This is a genomic window from Oleiagrimonas soli (assembly GCF_000761445.1).
Taxonomy (GTDB): Bacteria; Pseudomonadota; Gammaproteobacteria; order Xanthomonadales; family Rhodanobacteraceae; genus Oleiagrimonas; species Oleiagrimonas soli.
The window spans coordinates 2,425,482-2,446,066 of the sequence record NZ_KN196470.1; the positions used below are offsets into that span (position 1 = coordinate 2,425,482).

At 66.6% G+C, this 20,585-nt stretch carries 19 protein-coding genes; 9 read left to right on the forward strand and 10 right to left on the reverse strand.

From position 1 onward, the window contains the following. Window positions 1-2: 2 nt before the first annotated feature. The 9 genes from LF63_RS10750 to LF63_RS10790 form a co-directional block, all read right to left on the reverse strand. The gene (locus tag LF63_RS10750) at window positions 3-254 is read right to left on the reverse strand and encodes a helix-turn-helix domain-containing protein (RefSeq protein WP_043101682.1); all 252 of its coding nucleotides are present in this window, start codon (window positions 252-254) and stop codon (window positions 3-5) included. A gap of 164 nt (window positions 255-418) precedes the next feature. Further along, window positions 419-1,711 carry an adenylosuccinate synthase gene (locus tag LF63_RS10755; RefSeq protein ID WP_043101684.1) on the reverse strand — a complete coding sequence of 431 codons (1,293 nt, stop codon included), beginning with the start codon at window positions 1,709-1,711 and terminating at the stop codon, window positions 419-421. A gap of 256 nt (window positions 1,712-1,967) precedes the next feature. Beyond that, window positions 1,968-2,153, reverse strand: a complete 186-nt coding sequence (locus tag LF63_RS10760; protein WP_043101686.1) for a DUF2065 domain-containing protein — start codon at window positions 2,151-2,153, stop codon at window positions 1,968-1,970. A gap of 13 nt (window positions 2,154-2,166) precedes the next feature. Further along, window positions 2,167-3,036: a protease modulator HflC gene (hflC, locus tag LF63_RS10765; RefSeq protein WP_043101688.1), complete on the reverse strand. Its 870-nt coding sequence runs from the start codon at window positions 3,034-3,036 to the stop codon at window positions 2,167-2,169. Further along, complete coding sequence (gene hflK, locus LF63_RS10770; protein ID WP_043101690.1) at window positions 3,033-4,115, reverse strand: FtsH protease activity modulator HflK; 1,083 nt, start codon at window positions 4,113-4,115, stop codon at window positions 3,033-3,035. Before hflK ends, hflC begins: the two co-directional genes overlap by 4 nt. 190 nt (window positions 4,116-4,305) lie before the next feature. Further along, the gene (hflX, locus tag LF63_RS10775; RefSeq protein ID WP_043101693.1) at window positions 4,306-5,616 is read right to left on the reverse strand and encodes a ribosome rescue GTPase HflX; all 1,311 of its coding nucleotides are present in this window, start codon (window positions 5,614-5,616) and stop codon (window positions 4,306-4,308) included. Window positions 5,617-5,740: 124 nt separating this feature from the next. Next, entirely contained in the window at window positions 5,741-6,001 is a 261-nt protein-coding gene (gene hfq, locus LF63_RS10780; protein WP_043101695.1) for an RNA chaperone Hfq, read from the reverse strand. A gap of 237 nt (window positions 6,002-6,238) precedes the next feature. Next, window positions 6,239-7,183: a tRNA (adenosine(37)-N6)-dimethylallyltransferase MiaA gene (gene miaA / locus LF63_RS10785; protein ID WP_043103704.1), complete on the reverse strand. Its 945-nt coding sequence runs from the start codon at window positions 7,181-7,183 to the stop codon at window positions 6,239-6,241. 79 nt (window positions 7,184-7,262) lie between these two features. Beyond that, window positions 7,263-9,434: a S46 family peptidase gene (locus LF63_RS10790; RefSeq protein ID WP_043101697.1), complete on the reverse strand. Its 2,172-nt coding sequence runs from the start codon at window positions 9,432-9,434 to the stop codon at window positions 7,263-7,265. Window positions 9,435-9,629: 195 nt separating this feature from the next. Here LF63_RS10790 and tdh point away from each other — a divergent pair, with 195 nt between their 5' ends. Beyond that, a complete protein-coding gene (gene tdh / locus LF63_RS10795) occupies window positions 9,630-10,652 on the forward strand; it encodes an L-threonine 3-dehydrogenase (RefSeq protein ID WP_043103707.1) in 1,023 nt (340 codons plus the stop codon). Between the two features lie 231 nt (window positions 10,653-10,883). Beyond that, window positions 10,884-12,086, forward strand: a complete 1,203-nt coding sequence (gene kbl / locus LF63_RS10800; RefSeq protein WP_043101700.1) for a glycine C-acetyltransferase — start codon at window positions 10,884-10,886, stop codon at window positions 12,084-12,086. 21 nt (window positions 12,087-12,107) lie between these two features. Here kbl and LF63_RS10805 read toward each other — a convergent pair whose 3' ends face one another. After that, window positions 12,108-13,463 carry a DUF2254 domain-containing protein gene (locus tag LF63_RS10805; protein WP_052394983.1) on the reverse strand — a complete coding sequence of 452 codons (1,356 nt, stop codon included), beginning with the start codon at window positions 13,461-13,463 and terminating at the stop codon, window positions 12,108-12,110. A gap of 180 nt (window positions 13,464-13,643) precedes the next feature. Here LF63_RS10805 and LF63_RS10810 point away from each other — a divergent pair, with 180 nt between their 5' ends. Genes LF63_RS10810 through LF63_RS10840 form a run of 7 tightly spaced genes read left to right on the forward strand, consistent with a single transcriptional unit; the run spans window position 13,644 to window position 20,403 of the window. Then, window positions 13,644-14,609 carry an acyl-CoA desaturase gene (locus LF63_RS10810; protein WP_184655014.1) on the forward strand — a complete coding sequence of 322 codons (966 nt, stop codon included), beginning with the start codon at window positions 13,644-13,646 and terminating at the stop codon, window positions 14,607-14,609. After that, complete coding sequence (locus tag LF63_RS10815; protein WP_043101702.1) at window positions 14,606-15,856, forward strand: NAD(P)/FAD-dependent oxidoreductase; 1,251 nt, start codon at window positions 14,606-14,608, stop codon at window positions 15,854-15,856. The genes LF63_RS10810 and LF63_RS10815 overlap by 4 nt, the downstream gene beginning before the upstream one ends. After that, complete coding sequence (locus LF63_RS10820) at window positions 15,853-16,707, forward strand: DUF1365 domain-containing protein (RefSeq protein WP_081945187.1); 855 nt, start codon at window positions 15,853-15,855, stop codon at window positions 16,705-16,707. The genes LF63_RS10815 and LF63_RS10820 overlap by 4 nt, the downstream gene beginning before the upstream one ends. Before the next feature lie 10 nt (window positions 16,708-16,717). After that, window positions 16,718-17,998, forward strand: a complete 1,281-nt coding sequence (locus LF63_RS10825) for an SAM-dependent methyltransferase (protein ID WP_052395238.1) — start codon at window positions 16,718-16,720, stop codon at window positions 17,996-17,998. After that, window positions 17,995-18,537 (forward strand): DUF2878 domain-containing protein, encoded by a 543-nt coding sequence (locus tag LF63_RS10830; protein ID WP_043101707.1) that lies wholly within the window; start codon window positions 17,995-17,997, stop codon window positions 18,535-18,537. The genes LF63_RS10825 and LF63_RS10830 overlap by 4 nt, the downstream gene beginning before the upstream one ends. Beyond that, window positions 18,530-19,327, forward strand: coding sequence for a DUF1295 domain-containing protein (locus LF63_RS10835; RefSeq protein ID WP_052394984.1), 798 nt, complete (start codon window positions 18,530-18,532; stop codon window positions 19,325-19,327). The genes LF63_RS10830 and LF63_RS10835 overlap by 8 nt, the downstream gene beginning before the upstream one ends. Further along, complete coding sequence (locus LF63_RS10840; RefSeq protein ID WP_043101709.1) at window positions 19,324-20,403, forward strand: SAM-dependent methyltransferase; 1,080 nt, start codon at window positions 19,324-19,326, stop codon at window positions 20,401-20,403. Before LF63_RS10835 ends, LF63_RS10840 begins: the two co-directional genes overlap by 4 nt. Window positions 20,404-20,585 lie beyond the last annotated feature (182 nt).

Sequence of the window (20,585 nt, forward strand, 5' to 3'; positions counted from 1 at the left end):
TGCTACCACTCCGAGGGCGTGTGCTTTGCCATGGCCGCGTCGCTCTTGGGCCTGAGAACCACTTCCAGCCCAAGCACCAGACAAAGTCGATGAATGCGATCGAACGAAGCACGACCGGCGTTCTTTTCCAGTCGAGACATGGCCTGTGGAGAAATTCCCATTTTCTCGGCCACTTCGATCTGTGTCATGCCCTGCTGCAATCGAGCTGCTCTCAGCACAGCCCCGACTTGCTCTGGCACACGAATGACGTCCATGAGAAGTCAACCTCTACATTGATAACGGCATAATCAATCTACAGGTTGATTATGCGTATATCAACATAAACGTTGATTTACGCTCCCTGCAATGCCGCACCAGAGGCCGCCACGAAAAAGCCCCGCCGAAGCGGGGCTTTTTCGTATCACGCTGGATGCATATCTCAAGCAAACGGATCTTCCAACACAATCGTGTCATCCCGATCCGCACCGGTGGCGACCAGGGCAAGACGGCAGCCGGACAGCTCCTCGATGGCGCGCAGGTAGGCGCGGGCGGCGGCGGGGAGCTTGCTCCATTCGCGCACGCCGGAGGTGGGCTGGTCCCAGCCGGGGAATTCCAGGTAGACCGGCTTGCACTCGTCCCAGCCGTCGGCGTCCAGCGGGGCCAGTTCGCGGCGTTTGCCGCGGTATTCGTAGGCGATGCAGACCTTGATGGTGTCGACGCTGTCGAGCACGTCGAGCTTGGTGATGGCCAGGCCGTTGATGGCGTTGATCTGCACGGCGCGCTTGAGCGCGACCAGGTCGATCCAGCCGCAGCGGCGCGGGCGGCCGGTGCTGGCGCCGAATTCGTTGCCGACTTTGCCGATGGTCTTGCCGACTTCGTCGTGCAGTTCGGTCGGGAACGGGCCGCCGCCGACGCGGGTGGCGTAGGCCTTGCAGATGCCCAGCACGTAGTCGATGTCGCACGCGCCAACGCCGGTGCCGGCGAGCGCACCGCCGATGGTGGTGTTGGACGAGGTGACGTACGGGTAGGTGCCGTGGTCGATGTCCAGCAGCGCGCCCTGCGCGCCTTCGTACAGAATGTTGCCGCCTTCGGCGCGCAGGTCGTGCAGCACGGTGGCGACGTCGTCGATCATCGGGCGCAGGTACTCGCCCCACTCCAGCGCGTCTTCCAGCACCTTGGCTTCGTCGACCGGCTCGGCCTTGAGCCACTGCGTCAGCACGAAGTTGTAGTACTCGACGGCGGTCTTGATCTTCTCCGGCAGTTCGCTCGGGTACATCAGGTCGGCGACGCGGATGGAGCGGCGCGCGACCTTGTCTTCGTAGGCCGGACCGATACCGCGGCCGGTGGTGCCGATGGCCTTGCCGCCGGCGGCCTTCTCGCGGGCCTGATCGAGGGCGATGTGGTACGGCATGATGAGCGGCGTGGCCGGGCTGATCTTCAGGCGCGAGCGCACTTCGACGCCGTTGCCTTCCAGCTCCTCGATCTCGCTCTTCAGCGCGGCCGGCGACAGCACGACGCCGTTGCCGATCAGGCACTTCACGCCCTTGCGCAGGATGCCGGACGGAATCAGGTGCAGCACGGTCTTCTTGCCGTCGATGACCAGCGTGTGGCCGGCGTTGTGACCGCCCTGGAAGCGGGCCACGGCGCCGACGCGCTCGGTCAGCAGATCGACGATCTTGCCTTTGCCTTCGTCGCCCCACTGCGCGCCCAGGATTACGACTGACTTGCCCATCTCGATGTTCTCGCTTTGACTGGAAGTGCCCGTTGCGGGGCGGTTTCAGATTGTGTTTCGTGCTTGGCGGACGGTGTCCGCCCTAGGTGGCTTTGTGGTCCGATCCTGCAGTCGCTAGGTCCCGGCTTTCGCCGGGATGACGAACCTCGGATCCTGCGCTGTAACGAACATCGTCCGACATCGAACGGACTCGACCGTGTCGCGATGCGCCTGCCTGAATGCCCATTCTGTCTTCTCCGTTGCCGGTCGACGGCCGTTAAAACACGAACCGCAGCGCGATGACGCCGATGGCGAGGGCCGCGGCGCCGACCAGGCGCAGGGTCTTCGGTTCCATCTCCGCAGCCTGACGCGCCATGCGCTGCCAGGCCGCGGGCGCCGCGAACAGCATCAAGCCCTCGAACACGAGCACCAGACACAACGCGGCGTAGAAATCCTTCGGCATCGTGGTGCGCCGATCAGCGCTTACCGCCGTCCTCGTTGTCGAAGAAGCGCATGAACGCCGAGTCGGACTTCAGCACCAGCACGCCCTTGCCGTTCGCAAACGCGTGACGGTAGGCCTGCAGGCTGCGGTAGAAGTTGTAGAACTGCGGGTCCTGGCTGTAGGTCTTGGCGTAGATCTGCGCCGCCGTCGCGTCGCCCTCGCCGCGCACCTTGGCGGCGTCGCGGTTGGCGTCGGCGATCAGCACCTGACGCTGACGGTCGGCATTGGCGCGAATCTTCTCGCCCGCCTCCTTGCCGGTCGAACGCAGTTCGTTGGCCAGCTTGGTGCGCTCGGCGCGCATGCGCTTGTAGACCGAATCGCTGACCTCGCTGGGCAGATCGATCTGCTTGATGCGCACGTCGACCACTTCGATGCCCAGCGACTTGCGGGTCGAGGCGTCGGCGAGCTGGCGCACGCGCTTGGTGATGTCCTTGCGTCCGCCGGAGATCAGCTCGTCCAGCGGACGCGCGTTGACCTCGAAGCGCAGTGCGTCCTTGACGATCGGCGCCAGACGCTGACGCGCCTGGGTGATGTCGCCGGCGGTGGCCTGGTAGTACGTGGAGTTCTTGGCGATGCGCCACTTCACGTAGAAGTCGACCTTGACGCTCTTCTTCTCCAGCGTGAAGTAGCGCTCCGGCTGCGCGTCGAGGGTCTGGATGCGCGCGTCGAAGCGCATGACCTGCTGCAGGAACGGCCACTTGAAGTGCAGACCGGGCTGATCGTTGGTGCGTTCGATGCGACCGAACTGCAGGACGATGGCGCTCTGGCCTTCGCGCACGACGAAGGCGGAACTCCACAGTCCCAGCACGATCAGGATGGCGAGGATGGCGCTGGCGACTTTCACTGGTCACCTCCCGTGGCGGCGCCGGACTGCATGGTCGCGCCCTTGATGACGTTGGACGGTTGCGAACTGCTGTCCGTGGGAGCGCCGAACAGCTTGTCCACTGGCAGGTAGATCATGTTGCGACCGTTGCTGCCGTCGATGACCTTGGGATTGTTGGCCAGTACGGTTTCCATGGTTTCCAGCCACAGACGCTCGCGGGTGACCTGCGGCGCGGCCTTGTACTGCGCCAGCAGCAGCTTGAAGCGCTCGGTGTCGCCGGTGGCGCGGGCGATGCGCTCGGCCTTGTAGCCGGCGGCTTCGGCGGCGATGCGCGCCACTTCGCCGCGGGCGACCGGAATCACCTGGCTGGCGTAGGCCTGCGCTTCGTTCTCGATGCGCTGCTTGTCTTCGCGCGCCTTGTTGACGTCGTCGAAGGCGTCACGCACCTGATCGGGCGGCGAGACGTTCTGGAAGCTGACCTCGGTGACCACGATGCCGCACTGATAGCCGTCCAGCGTCTGCTGCAGCGCTTCGCGGGTCTTGGCGACCAGTTCGGCGCCCTGTCCGGACAGCAACGTGTCCATGTTGTTGTTGCCGACCACCGAGCGCACCGCGGCCTCGGCGGCCTCGCGCAGCGTCTCGTCCGGGTCGGTCATCGAGAACAGGAACTTGCGCGCGTCCGAGACCTGGTACTGCACGTTGAAGTCGACCGAGACGATGTTCTCGTCGTTGGTCAGCATGGTGGCCTTGTCGGACACCGAGCGCACCTGGGTGGTGAACACCTTGCTGACCTGCTCGATCGGCGACGGCAGCTTCAGATGGAAGCCCGGCGGCAGCATGCGCGAGTACTGGCCGAAGCGCAGCACCACGCCGACCTGGCGCGCGTCGATCACGGTGTAGCTGGACAGCACCACCCACGCCAGCAGCAGCGCGGCGATGATCGTGACCAGCCCGCCGCCGCCCCGGCCGAAGCGGCCGAAACGCGCACGCAAGTGCTTGATGAATTGCTCGAAATCGGGGCCTTTGCCCCCGCCACCGCCGGAGCCGTTGTTGCGGCCCCAGGGATCGCGCTTTCCGCCACCAGGTTCATTCCAGGCCATGGTTCAGGCGTCTCCTGCGGGCAGCCGGTGAGTCGGCGCATAGCGTCCACGCCGGCTGCTTGTCGTGAAGGGATCGTGCATCGCTGCGGTCGTGTCGTATCCGGCGGCCGCGATCGATGCGCCCGCCGGGGCTGCGAAACAGTGTGGATGGTACCAGATCGGGACGTTGCAAACCCCTTTCGCGGCGGGTTCAGGCCGGTTCCTGCGGCGGCGCAATAAGCGCGCGTAGCGCGCGCGACGCCTCGTCGCCGGCGCCAGCCAACGGCGCCAATACGCTGCGCGGCGCATCGATGCGCAGCTGCCAGCCGTCGGCGTCGACATGCTCCTCGGCGATGGCGCCGAGCGCGGTCAGGCGCGCGTGCATGCGACCGGCGCTGAGCGGCAGCTGCAGTTCGGCACGGATGCGCTCGCCGCCGAGCCGTTCGCCCAGGGCCTGGCGCAGCAGGTCCAGGCCCTGCCCCGTCATCGCCGACAGCGACACCTGCTGCGGCACGCCCTCGCTGTCGCGCTGGATCGAAGGCTCGCCGTCGGTCAGGTCGATCTTGTTCATCACCCGCAGTTGCGGCACGTCGCCGGCGCCGATTTCCTCCAGCACCTCGTCGACCACGCGCGCCAGCAGCTCGCGTTCGTCGTCGGCCGCGTCGCTGACGTGCAGCAGCAGGTCGGCGTCGCGCGCTTCCGACAGCGTGGCGCGGAAGGCAGCGACCAGGTCGTGCGGCAACTCGCGGATGAAACCGACGGTGTCGGCGATCACGGCCGGACCGCAGGACAGATCCTCGATGCGACGCACGGTCGGATCGAGCGTCGCGAACAGCTGATCGGCCGCATACACGCCGCCGGTGGTGATGACGTTGAACAGCGTCGACTTGCCGGCGTTGGTGTAGCCGACCAGGGCCACGCGCGGCACCGTGTTGCGCAGGCGCGCACGGCGCTGCTGCTCGCGCTGGGTGTTCACCTTCGCCAGACGCTGGGTCAGCATCTTGACCCGCGCGGCGAGCAGGCGACGGTCGGTTTCCAGCTGCGTTTCGCCGGGGCCGCGATTGCCGATGGCGCCGCCGCGCTGGGTATCCAGATGGGTCCAGCCGCGCACCAGACGCGTGGCCAGGTGCTTGAGCTGCGCCAGTTCCACTTCCAGCTTGCCTTCGTGCGAGCGTGCGCGCTGCGCGAAGATGTCCAGAATCAGGCCCGCGCGGTCGACCACGCGCGCCTTCAGATGTGCTTCCAGGTTGCGCTCCTGTACCGGCGTCAGCGTGTGGTCGACCAGCACCAGGTCGGCCTCGACGCCGCGCACGACCTCGGCCAGCTCGTCGGCCTTGCCGGTGCCGATGTAGAACTTGGGGTTGGGGCGGTCGACGCGCGCTTCCAGCCGGGCCAGTACTTCGGCACCGGCCGAGCGCACCAGCTCGACGAATTCATCGGCGCGACTGGCGCTGTCGACGTCGCCGCGACCATGCGGCAGGACGACGACGGCGCGTTCGCCTTTTTTCTCGCGTTCAAACAGAGGGGTTCACCTTGACGGTCGGTGCCGCGACGCGGAACGTCGGCGGCGGAACCCCTAGTGTAACGCCGGCGCCCCTCGCGGGAGGCGCTTTCTGCAATGCGGTGCGAACCGCGATGGCGGGCGTTCAGCCGCCGTCGGACTCGTCGGCCTGACCGTTCTGTCCGTTGTGATCGTCCAGACGCACGTTGCGGCTGGGCACGACTGTGGAGATGGCGTGCTTGTACACCATCTGGCTGACCTGGTTGCGCAGCAGAACCACGAACTGGTCGAACGATTCGATGGTGCCTTGCAACTTGATGCCGTTGACCAGGTACACGGCCACCGGAACGCGCTCGCGACGCAGCGCATTCAGGAACGGGTCTTGCAAGGATTGCCCTTTGGACATTGTTGTTATCTCCCCTGGGTCGCGATGCTGCGAACCTGCATCGGACCTGTTGCGGGCGGCCGGGCAAAAATGGCGCACCGAAACCGTTTCGGCGACCCCGGCCGCAACACGCCCGTTCCGCTCGGTACGGATGCCGAACGAAACGGGTACGGACGAGAATCTTAAACCTTGTCCCAATTCGTGCAAGCACGAATTCGGCATATTTCGATATGCCATGAGCACGCGACTTGCGTGCGATCAGCCAAGGAAGCCGCGCAGCGAGATGTGCGCCTGTTCAACGACGTCTTGTCGGTCGGAATCGAGGCAGCGCGCATCCAACACGCGGCGCAGCCAGGTGGTCTGTCGCTTGGCCAACTGGCGCGTGGCGAAGACGATGCGCGACGCCAGCTCGTCACGCGGGAACGTGCCGTCCAGATACTGCCAGGTCTGGCGATAGCCGACCGCGCGCATGGCCGGCAGTTCGAGGTGCAGATCGCCGCGTGCGCGCAGCGCGCGGACTTCATCGATCAGGCCCGCTTCGAGCATGCGTTCGGCGCGCAGCGCGATGCGCGCGTGCAGGTTCGCGCGATCGGCCGGCAGCAGCGCCAGCTTCAGCACGCGCCACGGAAACGGCGATGCGTCCGCGCCCTGCTGTAGATCGCTCAACGGACGCCCGCTGAGTTCGATGACTTCCAGCGCGCGCGATAAGCGCTGCGCGTCCTGCGGGCCGATGCGCTCGGCCGCGGCTGGATCGAGCATGCGCAGCCGCGCGTGCAGCGCGGGCCAGCCTTGGCGTTCGGCCTCGGCCTGCAACCGCGCGCGCAGCTCCGGGTCGGCTTCCGGCAACGGCGACAGCCCCTGCTGCAAGGCGCGGAAATACAGCCCCGTACCGCCCACCAGCAGCGGCACCCTGCCCATCTCGGTCGCCGCGCGCATGGCGTCCAGCGCATCTTCGCGGAAGTCCGCGGCCGAGTACGGCTGCGCCGGATCGCGGATGTCGATCAGCGCGTGCGGATAGCGCTGCAGCGTGGCGGCGTCGGGTTTCGCGCTGCCGACGTCCAGGCCGCGATAGACCAGCGCCGAGTCGACGCTGATCAGCGACAGCGGAAACGCGTCGGCGAGCGCACAGGCAAGATCGGTCTTGCCGGTGGCGGTCGGCCCCATCAGGAAGATGGCGAGCGGGCGGGTATCGAGCGCGGACATGCGCGGCATTGTAGGCAATGCGCCCACAAAAAACGGGCGACGCGAACGCCGCCCGTTTCCTGGTGCGCAGCGCGCGCGTCTACTTCTTCGCCGGCACGCCCATTTCCTCGAGCAGGTTGTCGGCGTGATCGAGGTGATGCATCACCCACAGCATGTAGCGCACGTCGACGTGGATCGAGCGCGTCAGCTTCGGGTTGAACAGCCAGTCGGAGCTGACCGATTCCCAGTTGCCGTCGAACAGTAGACCGACCAGCTGACCATGCGCGTCCAGCGTCGGCGAACCGGAGTTGCCGCCGGTGGTGTCGACGTCGGTGAGGAAATCGACCGGCAACGAACCGATGCGCTTGGACGCATAGCCGTCGTAGGCCTTGGCGCGGATCGCCTCCAGCTCGGGCTTGGGCGCGTCGAACGGCTCCTTGCCGGTGTCCTTCTCGAGAATGCCCTCCGCCGTGGTGAACGGCAGGTACTCGACCGCGTCCTTCGGGCTGTAGCCGCGCACGGTGCCGAAAGTGACGCGCAGCGAGCTGTTGGCGTCGGGGTAGATCGGACGGCCCTCGGCACGATTCCACGCCAGCATCGCCTCCATGTAGCGCGGACGCAGGGTCTGGAACTGGCCGGTGATGGCCTTGTCCTGTTGCTCGCGCTGCTTGATCTGCGGCATCAGCGCGCGCGCCAGTTCGATCATGCGGTCGTCGCTGGCCGCGATCTGCTTCGAGTCGGCGTTGAACCACTTCAGGCGGCCTTCGGTGGTGGTCATCGAGGTGCCGGCGTACAGCGCGGCGACCTTCTTCTCGATGGCGGCCTGGTCGCTGGCGCCGTCCAGCCAGGCATCGAGCCCGTGCATGCGCTGATCGGCCGGCAGCTTCACGTAGCGCATCAGGCCGTACACCAGCATCTGCTGATCGACGCCCGGATCCATGCGCCTCGCCAGTTGCTCCAGACTGCCCTTGATGCGCGGCTCGTCACGCTTCTGCATGCCCTGGTCGCGTTCGAGGTCGGGCTTGGTGCGCTCGTCGGCCAGACGCACCAGACGGATCGCCGTGCCCAGCAGGCCGCGCGTGGCGAGGTTGGTGTCGAGGTCTCGCTCGCGATCGGCGCGTTGCTGCGCGATCAGCTCGCGCAGCTTGCCGATGTCGGCGCTCAGGGCGCGGTTCTCGGCGCTCGGATGCGCGGCCAGCCACTGCTCCAGCTTCGCCTCGCGCTCGCGCTTGGCCGCCACGGCGTCGGCCTTGTTCAGACCGGCCAGCTGGCCCTCGAAATTCTTCAGGCCGTTGTTGATGCTGGCCACCGTGCTGGCGTACGTCACCGCCACCTTCGGATCGGCCTTGCCGGCCTTCTCGATGATGCCGAGCAGGTCGCCGTAGACCTTCAGCAGCGTCGGGTAGCGCCAGTTCACGGCATCGGACACTTCCTCGGCCAGACGGTAGCGGTTGGTGCTGCCGGGATAACCGACCACCATCGCGAAGTCGCCGGCTTCCAGGCCCTTGGGATTGACCTTCAGCCAATGCTTCGGCTGGTAGGGCACATTGTCCTTGCTGTACGCGGCAGAATGGCCGTCCGGCGCGACGTAGGCGCGCAGGTAGCTGAAGTCGCCGGTGTGGCGCGGCCACATCCAGTTGTCGACGTCGCCGCCGTACTTGCCGATCGATTCGGGCGGCGCGTAGACCATGCGCACGTCCTTGATCTCGCGCTGCTTGATCAGCTGGTAGCTGTAGCCGCCGTAGAAGCTGTACACGTCGCAGCGGAAGTCCTCGCTGGTCTCGCACTGCTTGACCAGGGTCTTCTCGGCGGTGTCGATGGCGTTGAAGCGATCCAGCGGACTCATGTCCGGCTTGATCGCCGCCTTGATGTCGCCGGTGACGTCGCGAATGCTCTCGGTGACGTAGATGTGCAGGTTCGGATCGCCCGGCAACTCGGCCGCCTTGGTCTTGGCCAGGAAGCCGTCCTTGATGAGGTTCTTCTTGTCGGTCGAGTTGTACTGCAGCGTGCCGTAGCCGCAGTGGTGGTTGGTCACGATCAAGCCCTGCGGCGACACGAACGAGCCGGTGCAGAAGCCCAGGCTGACCACCGCGCCCATCGGGTAGGCGGTCAGATCGGTCAGGGTCTTCGGATCGAGCTTCAGGCCCTCGGCCCTCAGCGTCTTGGCCAGCTTCGGCAACTGGGCGGGTTGCCACATGCCTTCGTCGGCATGGGCGGCTTGGGTCATGCCTAGGCTCGCGGTCAGCGCGGCCGCAATCAACAGTCGTCGCACAGTATTCTCCTGAATTCGCGTCCCTTCGGCGGGACGGCTGCAAAAAGCCAGACTCGTGCCTGGACCATGGCTTATGCCCGAAAGCCGCCTGCGAAACAACATGAGTAAAGTCATGTACTTACATCAACAGCCTGGGGATTGCGCGGCCACGTATAATGGCCGCTTACGCAGGAGGTTTTTTGCATGTCGCAGACGATGAAGGCGCTGGTGAAGCGCGAAGCCGCCGAAGGCATCTGGATGGAACAGGTGCCGGTTCCCGAGATCGGCCCGAACGAAGTGCTGGTGAAGGTGGAGAAGACCGCAATCTGCGGCACCGACCTGCACATCTACAAGTGGGACGAGTGGAGCCAGCGCACCATCAAGCCGGGGTTGGTGATCGGCCACGAGTTCGTCGGCCGCATCGTCGACATGGGACCGGGCGTGACCGGCTACGAGGTCGGTCAGCGCGTGTCGGCCGAGGGTCACATCGTCTGCGGTCACTGCCGCAACTGCCGCGCCGGCCGTCAGCACCTGTGTCCGCACACCGTCGGCATCGGCGTGAACCGCAACGGCGCGTTCGCCGAGTACGTGGCGGTGCCGGCCTCCAACCTGTGGCCGATTCCCGACCCGATCTCGTCCGAGCTGGCCGCGTTCTTCGACCCCTACGGCAACGCCGCGCACTGCGCGCTGGAATTCGACCTGGTCGGCGAGGACGTGCTGATCACCGGCGCCGGCCCCATCGGCATCATCGCCGCGGGCATCGCCAAGCACGTCGGTGCGCGCAACGTGGTGGTCACCGACGTCAACGACTACCGCCTGAAACTGGCCGCCGACATGGGCGCCACGCGCGTGGTCAACGTCTCCAAGACGCGCCTGAAGGACGCCGTCGCCGACCTGCACATGGAAGGCTTCGACGTCGGCCTGGAAATGAGCGGCAATCCGCACGCCTTCAACGACATGCTCGAGTGCATGTACCACGGCGGCAAGATCGCCCTGCTCGGCATCCTGCCCAAGGGCGCGGGCGTGGACTGGGACAAGATCATCTTCAAGGGCCTGACCCTGCACGGTATCTACGGCCGCCGCATGTACGAGACCTGGTACAAGATGACGCAGATGGTGCTGACCGGCTTCCCGCTGCAGAAGGTGCTGACGCACCAGATCGGCATCGACGATTTCCAGACCGGCTTCGACCTGATGGCCGCGGGCAACTGCGGCAAGGTCGTGTGTTCCTGGACGTGACACCCGTACCTACGCACAACCCATCGGGACGTCATCCCGGCGGACGCCGGACAAGCGCGCAGCGCGCAGAACGTCCGCAGGACGGCCCCGGAGGGGCGAGCGCAGCGAGTAACCCAGCGACTTCCACGCAGCGTTGAAAGACGCTGGGTTCCTGCTTTCGCAGGAATGACGATCCTGTGTGTCACTCGCACCAAAACATTTTTCGCCATACTGGAACACGGGAGACCCGACATGGCCTACACCATCCGCGACCGCCTCAAGACCGAACTCGAAGGCATCCGCGACGACGGCCTGTACAAGGCCGAGCGCATCATCACCTCGCCGCAGTCGTCCGAGATCACGCTGGCCGATGGCCGCAAGGTGCTGAACTTCTGCGCCAACAACTACCTGGGCCTGGCCGACAACGCCGAGGTCATCGCCGCCGCCAAGGAGGCGCTGGACACCCACGGCTTCGGCATGGCCTCGGTGCGCTTCATCTGCGGCACGCAGGACCTGCACAAGCAACTGGAGAAGAAGATCGCCGAGTTCTTCGGCACCGACGACGCGATCCTCTACGCGGCCTGCTTCGACGCCAACGGCGGCCTGTTCGAGCCGCTGCTCGGCCCCGAGGACGCGATCATCTCCGACGCGCTCAACCACGCCTCGATCATCGACGGCGTGCGCCTGTGCAAGGCGCAGCGCTTCCGCTACGCCAACTCCGACATGGCCGACCTGGAAGCCCAGCTCCAGGCCGCCGACGAAGCCGGCTGCCAGGCCAAGCTGATCACCACCGACGGCGCGTTCTCGATGGACGGCTACGTCGCCAAGCTGGACGAGATCACCGCCCTGGCCGAGAAGTACGGCGCACTGGTGCACATCGACGAATGCCACTGCACGGGCTTTCTCGGCAAGACCGGTCGCGGCTCGGCCGAGGTGCACGGCGTGATGGACAAGATCGACATCTTCACCGGCACGCTGGGCAAGTCGCTGGGCGGCGCGGTCGGCGGCTTCACCACCGGTCGCCAGGAGATCATCGACATGCTGCGCCAGCGTTCGCGGCCGTACCTGTTCTCCAACTCGCTACCGCCGCACGTGGTCGCGGCCGGCATCAAGGTGTTCGACATGCTCGACGCCGCCGGCGACCTGCGCGAGAAGCTGGTCGAGAACACCGCCTACTTCCGCCAGCGCATGACCGAGGCCGGCTTCGAGATCAAGCCGGGCAACCATCCGATCGTGCCGGTGATGATCCACGACGCGCCCAAGGCGCAGGCCATGGCCAATGCCCTGCTCGACGAGGGCATCTACGTGACCGGCTTCTTCTTCCCGGTGGTGCCCAAGGGCCAGGCGCGCATCCGCACGCAGATGAGCGCGGCGCATACGCGTGAGCAGTTGGACAAGGCCATCGATGCCTTCACCCGCGTCGGCCGTCAGCTCGGCATACTGCCGGCGGGCTGAAGCCGCGTCCGCCAGCGCGATTCACTCGCCGGCGGGCTTGCCTTCCGCAGGCGTCTCGGCATCGCCGCCGAGACGCTCGCGAAGAGCCGTCAACAAGTCTTGCAGCGGTCGCGCGTCGCGCTCCCACGGAATGCTCTCGCGGATCAGCATCTCGATGGCCTCGGCCTGCTGCAGGATCGGCTTGCGCGCCTTGTGCGCGCCCTCGCTCGCCGACAGGGCCAGCAGCACTTCCAGCAGCCGCCGCAGCACGGCCACGTTGCCGACCGCATTCTGGCGAATCTGATCGAACCCCAGCGCGATGAAATCGCCCAACTGCGGCGCACGGGTGATGACGCGGATGCAGCCATCGCGCACGCGCAACTGCGCCGGCAGGCGGCGTTCGGCCATGCGCAGCAGCATCACGCCAATCCAGTTCACGCACATCACGCCGGTGGTGGTTTCGTTGACGCCGGGCGACAGCGCCTTCAGCGCCACGTCGACCAGCTGACGCAGACCGTAGCCGGGATCGTTCGCCAGGGTGCGCTGGTCGCCGAAGGACCAGGCGTCGCGCATGCTTTCGATACGCGCCTCCTCGATGCGCTCGGGTGACACCAGCTCGGCCAGCATCTCGCCTTCGGCGACGAATTCGCCCGCGTTGCGGTGCACCTGCACCAGGCCGTCGCACGCTTCGGCATGTTCGGCCAGCGTGCCGAAGGCCACGCCGGTCAGATAGCCGCTGCGGCGCGCGCGCAGGGCGCTGCGATGCTTGCCCTGCGGACGCTGGAGATCGACGTTGTCCTGTTCGGGCGGCGCGAAGCGCTCGGGAAAATGGTGGTCGATCGAAGGCAGCGCATCGCGCGCAATGGCCGCGACCACGTTGGTGGCCTGCAGGCTGATGGCGATGTGGTGGATGAAGTAGATCAGGATGCCGATGGCGAAGAACGCCAGCACCAGCGCCATCAGCAATGCCAGTGCCGGCGCGTGCGCGGCGTCGCTGGCGCTGGACAGCGAACGCAGCACCAGCATGCAGTAGATGAAGATGCCGAGGAAGCTGCCCAGGACGGTCTGATTGCCGCGGTCGCCGATGAAGTTGCGCAGCACGCGCGAGGTGTACTGTCCGGCCGCCAAGGTGAAGGCGGCGATAGTGATCGAGAACACCACGCCGGCAATGGTGATGATCGAGGTACCGATCATCTGCAGCATCGCGGTGGCGCCGCGGATGCGCACGTCCATCACCGCGTTGACCCATTCGCCGTAGTGCTTCCACCACCCGGACGGCAGCGCCGCGTCCGCCGCCAGCAGGGCATAGGCCATCACCACCGATGCCAGCACGATCAGCATGGGCACGAACCACAGGCTGGTCCGCAGGGCATCCAGCCATAGGCGAATGCGGTTCATCGCGTCTCCTCGTTGCGTTGCATCATCGCGCGGCGGACCGCTTCCGCGGCGCGGGCGACCCGTCCAGTCTACATACCTCGCGCATCTCCCCATAAAACGCGTTTCCGGCGCGTTTCGGGTGCATCCGACCAGGCCGGATCTGCGTATCTCCCCACAGACCCGCCTTTCGGACGCCGATCTATGCATGAAGCCACCCGCCCCGACCGCACGCACCGCCGCCTGTGGAACGCGATCCGCCTGTGGTTCGACACCGGCGCCACCGCGGAAAGCGATGTCGCCCAGGCCCACGCCGACCGCATCGACTGGGCCCGCGTGGCGCCCTTCATCGGCATGCACCTGGCCTGTCTGGGGGTGTTCTTCGTCGGCTTCTCCTGGTTCGCGCTGTGGACCGCCCTGGCGCTGTACCTGATCCGCATGTTCGCGATCACCGCGTTCTACCATCGTTACTTCTCGCACCGCGCCTTCCGCGCGCCGCGCTGGCTGCAGTTCGTGTTTGCCGTGATCGGCGCCAGCGCCGTGCAGCGCGGGCCGCTGTGGTGGGCGGCGCATCACCGCAACCATCACCGCCATTCGGACCAGCCGGCCGACCTGCACTCGCCGGTGCAGCGCGGCTTCTTCTGGAGCCACATGGGCTGGTTCCTGACCCGGCGCGGTTTCGTCACCGACTGGTCGGTCATCCCCGATCTGGCGAAGTATCCGGAACTGCGCTGGATCGACCGTTTCGACATCCTGGTCCCGATCGCGCTGGCCGCCGGACTGTTCTTCTTCGGCGACTGGCTGCACGCCGCGCATCCGGCGCTGGGCGTGACCGGCGGGCAGCTGCTGGTGTGGGGCTTCTTCGTGTCGACCGTCGCCCTGTTCCACGCCTCGGTCACCATCAACTCGCTGGCGCACCGCTTCGGTTCGCGCCGCTTCGCCACCCGCGACAACAGCCGCAACAACCTGTGGCTGGCGCTGCTGACGATGGGCGAAGGCTGGCACAACAACCATCATCACTTCCCCGGTTCGGCGCGTCAGGGCTTCCGCTGGTGGGAGATCGACGCGACCTACTACGGCCTGCGTCTGATGGCGGCGCTGGGCCTGATCCGCGCGCTCAAGCCGGTGCCGGTCGGTCTGCGTCGTCCGCACGGGAAGCCGCACGCATGAAGACGCGCATCGCGGTCGTCGGCTCGGGCATCGCCGGACTGGCCAGCGCCTGGCTGCTGTCGCGCCGGCACGACGTGGTGCTGTACGAAGCCGCCGACCGCCTCGGCGGCCATACGCACACCCACGACATCGAGATCGACGGTCGCTCGTACGCCATCGACAGCGGTTTCATCGTCTACAACCCGACCCACTATCCGTTGCTGTGCAAGCTGTTCGACGAGCTGGGCGTGAGCGGTCAGCCGACCACGATGAGCTTCGCGGTGCACGACGAACGCAGCGGGCTGGAATACAACGCCACCAGCATCAACCGGCTGTTCTGCCAGCGGCGCAATCTGTTCTCGCCGCGCTTCCACGGCATGGTGCGCGACATCCTGCGCTTCTACCGCGAGGCGCCCGCGCTGCTGGACATCGACGGACCCGGCCCGACGCTGGGCGAATACCTCGGCGCGCAGGGCTACGGCGACGCCTTCCGCGATCAGCACATCGTGCCGATGGCCAGCGCGCTGTGGTCGTCGCCGGAAGCCAAGGTGCTGGCCTTCCCCGCCGCGTACCTGGTGCGGTTCATGGCCAATCACCACATGCTGCAGGTCGACGGCCGCCCGTCCTGGCGCGTGGTGCAGGGCGGATCGAGTCGCTACATCGACGCGCTGCGCGCGCGCTGGTCGGTGCACGAGCGCGTCGGCTGTCCGGTCGAGCGCGTGACGCGCGCGCGCGACGGCGTGCGCATCCACAGCGCCGCCGGCGACGAGCATGTCGACCAGGTGGTGCTGGCCTGCCACAGCGACCAGGCGCTGAAGCTGCTGGAGGATGCCTCGCCGGAAGAGCGCGCCATCCTCGGCGCCATCGAATGGCAGGACAACGACACCGTACTGCATACCGACACCCGCGTGCTGCCGCGCCGTCGCAAGGCCTGGGCGGCCTGGAACGCACTGATCCCGCAACACGGCGGCGACGCCTGCACGGTCAGCTACTGCATGAATCATCTGCAGTCGATCGAATCGCCGCACACCTTCTGCGTGTCGCTGAACTGCACCGACCGCATCGACCCGGACCGCGTGCTGGCGCGCATGAACTACCAGCATCCGGTGTACACGCATGCGACGGTCGCCGCGCAGCGTCGCAAGGCCGAGATCCAGGGGCGGCGCAACACCTGGTTCGCCGGCGCATGGTGGGGCTGGGGTTTCCACGAAGACGGCATGCGCAGCGCGGTCGAAGTCGCCAACCAGCTTGGAGTGCCCTGGCCATGAACACGCTGCTGCGCCAGCAAGTCGACACGCCTACACACCCCAGAGCGGTGGCCGAATCTGCCAAATCCGCACCGACGGATGCCGCAACCGGCCTGGCCAGCGGCATCTACGAAGGCTGGGTGCGGCATCGTCGTCACGCGCCGCGGCAGCACCGCTTCCGCTACCGCGTGGCGATGCTGTATATCGATCTGGCCGAGCTCGAGCAGCTGTTCGAGGGCCATCGTCTGTGGTCGCTCGACCGTCCCAACCTCGCCGCGTTCCGTCGCGAGGACTACATGGGGCCGGTCGATCTGCCGCTGGACGAAGCCGTGCGCCGCCGCGTCGAATACGCCACCGGTCTACGCCCGCGCGGACCGATCCGCCTGCTGACCCATGCACGCTACTTCGGCGTGATCTTCAATCCGGTCAGCTTCTACTACTGCTACGCACCGGACGGCGTGACGCTGGAAACCGTCGTCGCCGAAATTACCAACACGCCGTGGAAGGAACGGCACGCCTACGTCCTGCCGATGGAGCAGGCGCACAAGCATGCGCGCGCCGCGCACTGGACGTTCCCGAAGACCTTCCACGTGTCGCCTTTCATGGCCATGCAGCGCGACTACGCCTGGCGCTTCACCGCTCCCGGCGACGATCTGGCGGTGCACATGGACGTGCTCGACGGCACGCGCCGCGAGTTCGACGCCACCCTGGTGCTGCATCGCCGCCCGCTGAACCGGCGCGGCCTGACGCGCGTGCTGCTGCGCTACCCGCTGATGACGCTGAAAGTGATCGTCGCGATTCACTGGCAGGCCCTGCGCCTGTTCCTGAAGCGCGTTCCCGTCTACGACCATCCCCGCAAACAAGGGAGCTGAAGCCATGGACATGCGAATCGACCAACCCTATTCCGAACAATCGCGCCCGTTCTCCTCCCTGGAGAAGATGCTGCGCGCGCGTCTGCTGCAACAGATGGCGCAGCTCACCGACTGCCGCCTGACGCTGCGCGACCCGCTCGGCCAGGAGACCCTCGGCACGCCGGCGGCCGCCGATGCGGACACGCTGTACGTCGAGATCCACGTCCGCGATCCGGCCTTCTACCGCTTTCTGGCCGCCAACGGCAGCGTCGGCGCCGGCGAAGCGTGGATCGACGGCCTGTGGCAATGCGACGACCTGGTTGCGCTGGTGCGTATCCTGGTGCGCAACCGCGACATCCTCGACGCGATGGAAACCGGCGTGGCGCGCCTCGGCGGTCTGGCCATGCGCGCCTGGCACGCCCTGCGCCGCAACACCCGCGACGGCAGCCGGCGCAACATCGCCGCGCACTACGATCTGGGCAATCCGCTGTTCGAGCTGTTCCTCGATCCGTCGCTGATGTACTCCTCGGCCATCTACGCCGATCCGCGCGAATCGCTGGACGTCGCCGCCACGCGCAAGCTCGAACGCATCTGCCGCAAGCTGGACCTGAAGACCGACGACCACGTGGTCGAGATCGGCACCGGCTGGGGCGGTTTCGCCATCCATGCCGCGTCGCGCTACGGCTGCCGCGTGACCACCACCACGATCTCGCAGGAGCAGCACGACCTGGCGCGCGAGCGCGTCGCGCAGGCCGGCCTCGGCGACCGGGTGACGGTGCTGCTGGAGGACTACCGCGACCTCAAGGGCACCTACGACAAGCTGGTGTCGATCGAGATGATCGAGGCCATCGGCCATCAGTATCTGGACACCTATTTCCGCACCGTCGGCCAGTTGCTCAAGCCCGACGGCGCGGCGCTGATCCAGGCCATCACCATCGAAGACCATCGTTACCGGCAGGCCTTGCATGCGGTCGACTTCATCAAGCGCTACATCTTTCCGGGCAGCTTCATTCCGTGCGTCAGCGCGATGCTGCAGGCGGCCGCGCGCAGCAGCGATCTGCGCCTGTTCAACCTGGAAGACATCGGTCCGAGTTACGCGCTGACCCTGCGCGCCTGGCGCGAACGCTTCCTCGATCGGCTGCCGGACGTGCGCGAACTGGGCTACGACGAGCGCTTCGTGCGCATGTGGGAGTTCTACCTCGCCTACTGTGAAGGCGGCTTCCTGGAACGCTCGATCGGCGACGTGCAGATGCTGTTCACGCGTCCCGGCAACCGCCGCGACGCCTGGCTGCCCGACCTGGAGTCCGCGTGAACGCATGGCTGAACATCGTCGGCTACCAGATCGTGTGGCTGGTGGCGGTATGGGGCGCCGGACACGGGCTGTGGTGGCCGGCGTTCGTGGCCATGCCGCTGTTCGTTGCGCTGGTACTGGCGCATCGCGGGCGGCGCGCCGATCTGCTGCTGATGGCTACGGTCGTGCCGCTGGGCTGCGCGATGGATTCGATCCTGGCCGCCAGCGGCTGGCTTCACTACGCCGCGCCGGTGCCGTCGGCGCACCTGGCGCCGCTGTGGATCGTCGCCATCTGGTGCTGTTTCGCGCTGACCCTGCGGCACACCTTCCGCTTCCTGTTCGGCCGCCCCGCGCTGGCCGCCGTGTTCGGCGGCGTGGGCGCGCCGCTGGCCTATCTGGCTGCCGCGCGCGGCTGGGACGCGGTGCGTTTCGGCACCGATGCCTTCCCCGGCATGGCCGCGCTGGTCCTGATGTGGGCCGCCGCCCTGCCCTTCATGCTGCATCTGGCGCGACGCTTCGAGTCGCGCGCCTCGACCGAGACCGGAGTCCGACATGCCTGACTTCCCGCTGTGGACGCAACCGCTGCTGATATTCGCCGCCACGGCCGTGCTGATGTTCCTGGCCTGGCTGCGCCAGCGCGCAACGCGCAACGCCGGCATCGTCGACGTGGTGTGGGCCGGATCGATGACCGCCAGCGCCGCCGCCTACGCCTGGCTCGGCGAAGGTTCAATGGAAGCGCGCCTGAGCGTGCTCGTACTGGGCGGCCTGTGGGGTGCGCGCCTGTTCCTGTATCTGTTCCGGCGCGTGAGCGGTGAACCGGAGGATGGCCGCTATGCCTACCTGCGACAGCACTGGAACGATGCGCAAGGCAAGTTCCTGGCCTTCTTCCTGGCTCAGGCCGGCTTCACCGCGCTGCTGTCGCTGCCGTTCCTGGCCGCGGCCAACAACGCCACGCCGCTGCCGCGCTGGGCGCTCACGCTGGCCTTGCTGATCTGGCTGCTCAGCGTCGGTGGCGAGGCGCTGGCCGACCGGCAGCTGGCGCGTTTCCGCGCCGATCCGGCGCATCGCGGCACGACCTGCCGCGCCGGTCTGTGGCGCTACTCGCGTCATCCCAACTATTTCTTCGAGTGGACGCACTGGTTCGTCTATCCGCTGCTGGCCATCGGTTCGCCGATCGGCTGGCTGGCATGGAGCGGTCCAGTGCTGATGCTTCTGTTCCTGTACCGCCTCACCGGTATTCCCTACACCGAAGCGCAGGCGCTGCGCAGCCGCGGCGACGATTACCGCGCCTATCAGCGCAGCACCAGCGCCTTCATCCCCTGGCCACCCAAGAAGGACGCCCTCCCATGAGCGACAGCATCGCACTGAACACATCGCATCACCGCATGCCGCGCGAACGCGGGCTGATCGGACTGGCCGAACGCGGTCTGGTCCCCGACCGGCTGCTGCGCCTCGGTATCCGCAACCTGTGCCGGCAGCGCCTGCGCGAAGAACACGAAGGCGGGCTGGAACGGCAATGGCAACGCTTCAACGATCTGCTTCGCGAACTGCGCGGCAGTCCGCTGGCGATCCACACCGACGCCGCCAACGAGCAGCACTACGAGCTGCCGCCGGCGTTCTTCCAGCAATGCCTGGGACCGCGCCTGAAATATTCGAGCTGCTACTTCCCGCGGGGCAACGAGTCGCTGGAAGACGGCGAGACCGCCATGCTCCGGCTGTATGGCGAGCGCGCCGAATTCGACGACGACATGGACATCCTCGAACTCGGTTGCGGCTGGGGTTCGCTGACGCTGTGGATGGCCGAACGCTACCCGAACGCGCGCATTACCGCCGTGTCCAATTCGCGTCTGCAGCGCCAGCACATCGAGGCGCAGTGCCGCGAGCGCGGCATCGGCAACGTCCGCGTCATCACCGCCGACGTCAATCGCCTGGAACTGGATGCCGATGCCTTCGACCGCGTGGTCTCGATCGAGATGTTCGAGCACATGCGCAACTACCAGCATCTGCTGCGCAACATCGGACGCTGGCTGCGCAGCGGGGGCAAGATGTTCGTGCACATCTTCTGTCATCGCGAACTGATGTACCCGTTCGAGACCGACGGCGAGGACAACTGGATGGGCCGGCATTTCTTCACCGGTGGTCTGATGCCCGCCGCCGACACGCTGCTCCACTTCCAGCAGGACCTGAAGCTGGAACAGCAATGGCGGCTGTCCGGACGTCATTACGAGCGCACCGCGAATCTGTGGCTGGAGAACCAGGACGCCCGTCGCGACCAGGTGCTCGACGTGCTCGCCGAGACCTATGGCGACGACGCCCGTCTCTGGCACCAGCGCTGGCGCATGTTCTGGATGGCCTGCGCCGAGCTGTTCGGCTATGACCACGGTCAGCAATGGATCGTGGGGCACTACCGCTTCGTGCGGCCCTGAATTTTTCGTCATCGACGCGAGCATCCCCTGGAAGCCCGGCGCAGGCCGGGCTTTCTCGTATGTCGATGCGTGCTTGTCGATCCCCCGTTCGGGATCCACGCGGCCGCGCATGACTCGGCGACAGGATGACCGAGGCGCCTGAGGCGACTTTTCATTGCCCCGGCAGCACGATCTTGCCGCAA

Coding starts and splice junctions, on each gene's coding strand:
- miaA (WP_043103704.1), bottom strand. CDS start 7,183: ATGTCCGCGCTCGATACCCGCCCGCTCGCCATCTTCCTGATGGGGCCG.
- LF63_RS10840 (WP_043101709.1), top strand. CDS start 19,324: ATGAGCGACAGCATCGCACTGAACACATCGCATCACCGCATGCCGCGC.
- hfq (WP_043101695.1), bottom strand. CDS start 6,001: ATGTCCAAAGGGCAATCCTTGCAAGACCCGTTCCTGAATGCGCTGCGT.
- kbl (WP_043101700.1), top strand. CDS start 10,884: ATGGCCTACACCATCCGCGACCGCCTCAAGACCGAACTCGAAGGCATC.
- LF63_RS10820 (WP_081945187.1), top strand. CDS start 15,853: ATGAACACGCTGCTGCGCCAGCAAGTCGACACGCCTACACACCCCAGA.
- hflK (WP_043101690.1), bottom strand. CDS start 4,115: ATGGCCTGGAATGAACCTGGTGGCGGAAAGCGCGATCCCTGGGGCCGC.
- LF63_RS10755 (WP_043101684.1), bottom strand. CDS start 1,711: ATGGGCAAGTCAGTCGTAATCCTGGGCGCGCAGTGGGGCGACGAAGGC.
- LF63_RS10760 (WP_043101686.1), bottom strand. CDS start 2,153: ATGCCGAAGGATTTCTACGCCGCGTTGTGTCTGGTGCTCGTGTTCGAG.
- LF63_RS10750 (WP_043101682.1), bottom strand. CDS start 254: ATGGACGTCATTCGTGTGCCAGAGCAAGTCGGGGCTGTGCTGAGAGCA.
- LF63_RS10815 (WP_043101702.1), top strand. CDS start 14,606: ATGAAGACGCGCATCGCGGTCGTCGGCTCGGGCATCGCCGGACTGGCC.
- LF63_RS10835 (WP_052394984.1), top strand. CDS start 18,530: ATGCCTGACTTCCCGCTGTGGACGCAACCGCTGCTGATATTCGCCGCC.
- tdh (WP_043103707.1), top strand. CDS start 9,630: ATGAAGGCGCTGGTGAAGCGCGAAGCCGCCGAAGGCATCTGGATGGAA.
- LF63_RS10805 (WP_052394983.1), bottom strand. CDS start 13,463: ATGAACCGCATTCGCCTATGGCTGGATGCCCTGCGGACCAGCCTGTGG.
- LF63_RS10810 (WP_184655014.1), top strand. CDS start 13,644: ATGCATGAAGCCACCCGCCCCGACCGCACGCACCGCCGCCTGTGGAAC.
- LF63_RS10825 (WP_052395238.1), top strand. CDS start 16,718: ATGCGAATCGACCAACCCTATTCCGAACAATCGCGCCCGTTCTCCTCC.